This is a genomic window from Angustibacter aerolatus, from assembly GCF_054776675.1.
Genome location: NZ_BAAHBM010000171.1, coordinates 1 through 2,214, shown reverse-complemented (window position 1 = coordinate 2,214; position 2,214 = coordinate 1). Strand labels below are relative to the sequence as shown.

The 2,214-nt window shown below is 74.4% G+C and carries 1 protein-coding gene; it reads right to left on the bottom strand.

The annotated features are described in order from the left end of the window. On the bottom strand, positions 1 to 2,214 hold a 2,214-nt coding region (locus ACYVI6_RS18535), incomplete at both ends, for an Rne/Rng family ribonuclease (protein ID WP_460447770.1).

Here is a 2,214-nt window from a genome sequence, read left to right as displayed (position 1 = left end):
GCTGCTCGTCGTGGTGCGCGAGCGACGCCACGAGGGCCGCCGGGATCGGCTGCCGCGGCGGGGCCGGGGGCGCCTCCACCGGCTGCTTCGAGCGCGACCGGCCACCGCGCGAGCGACCCGACCGCTCCGATCGGCCCTCGCCGGCGTCCTCGCCGTCGCGGCCGCCGTTGCCGCCGCCGTTGCCGCCGCCGTTGCCGCCGCCGTTCGAGCCGCCGCCGTTCGACGAGCCGTTCGACGAGCCGTTCGAACCGCCGCCGTTGGACGGGCCGCCGTTCGAGCCGTTGCCGTGCTTGGACACGGGGTCGGTGTGCACGATGACGCCGCGGCCGTGGCAGTGCTCGCAGGTCTCGCTGAACACCTCGAGCAGGCCCTGGCCGACGCGCTTGCGGGTCATCTGCACCAGGCCGAGCGAGGTGACCTCGGCGACCTGGTGCTTGGTGCGGTCGCGGCCGAGGCACTCGATCAGCCGGCGCACCACCAGGTCGCGGTTGCCCTCGAGCACCATGTCGATGAAGTCGACGACGATGATCCCGCCGATGTCGCGCAGCCGAAGCTGGCGCACGACCTCCTCGGCCGCCTCCAGGTTGTTGCGGGTGACGGTCTCCTCGAGGTTGCCGCCGGAGCCGGTGAACTTGCCGGTGTTCACGTCGACGACGGTCATCGCCTCGGTGCGGTCGATCACCAGCGAGCCGCCGCTGGGCAGCCAGACCTTGCGGTCCATCGCCTTCACGAGCTGCTCGTCGACCCGGTGCGCGGCGAAGACGTCGTCCTCCGACGTCCACCGCGAGATGCGGTCGGCCAGGTCGGGCGCGACCGACGTGACGTACGGCTGCACGGCGTCCCAGGCGTGCTGACCGCTGATCACCAGGCTGGTGAAGTCCTCGTTGAAGACGTCGCGGACGACCTTGATCGTCAGGTCGGGCTCGCCGTGCAGCAGCTTCGGCGAGCCGCCGGACGCCGCCTTCGCCCGCGCCTCGATCTGCTCCCACTGCGCGGTGAGCCGCTCGACGTCGCGGCTCAGCTCGTCCTCGCTGGCCCCCTCGGCGGCGGTGCGCACGATGACGCCGGCGCCCTCGGGCACCACGGCCTTCAGGATGCGCTTGAGGCGGGCCCGCTCGGTGTCGGGCAGCTTGCGGCTGATGCCGGTCATCGAGCCGCTCGGCACGTACACCAGGTAGCGGCCGGGCAGGCTGATCTGGCTGGTCAGGCGGGCGCCCTTGTGGCCGAGCGGGTCCTTGGTGACCTGCACCAGCACGGTGTCGCCGGACTTCAGCGCGGCCTCGATGCGGCGCGGGCCGTGCGCCATGCCGGCGGCGTCCCAGTTGACCTCACCGGCGTAGAGCACCGCGTTGCGGCCCTTGCCGATGTCGACGAACGCCGCCTCCATGCTGGGCAGCACGTTCTGCACCCGGCCGAGGTAGACGTTGCCGATCATCGAGGCGTTGGTCTCGTTCGCCACGTAGTGCTCGACCAGCACGTCGTCCTCGAGCACGGCGATCTGGGTGCGGCCCTCGCGCTCGCGCACCACCATCGTGCGCTCGACGCTCTCGCGCCGGGCGAGGAACTCCGCCTCGGTGATGATCGGCTTGCGGCGGCCGGCCTCGCGGCCGTCGCGGCGGCGCTGCTTCTTCGCCTCGAGCCGGGTCGAGCCCTTGACCGACTCGACCTCGTCCGCGGCGCGGCGCGGCTGGCGCACGCGGGTCACGGTGCCCGGCGGGTCCTCCTGCGCGGCGGGCTCGTCGCCCGAGCCGGCGCGACGACGGCGACGCCGACGCCGGCTGGATCGCGACGACCCGGCCTCGTCGTCGCCCTCGGGGCCGTCCTGAGCGTCCTGGTCGTCGTCCGGCTCGTCCGCGTCGTCACCGTCGCGGGCGGCGGTCTCCCCCGCCGGTGCGGACGGCGCCGCGTCTGCGGACGGCGCCGCGTCGTCGGTGTCCTGCTCGCCGTCGGTGGCCTCGCCGGCCCCGCGCGAACGGCGGCCGCGGCCGCCGCGACGACGGCGCTTGCGCCCGCCGCCCTGCTCGTCGGCGTCGTCCTGGGCCTGGTCGGTCTGCTCGTCCGGCTCCACCTGGTCGGTCTGCTCGATCGGCTCGGGCTCGGTGACCTCGGCGTCCCGCCGGGACGCCGGGCCGTCGGCGGGCGCCTCGGCGACGTCGGTCGAGGTGCTCGTCGCGTCGGGCTCGTGGTGCTCCGGCGGGCCGGCGGGGGCGACCG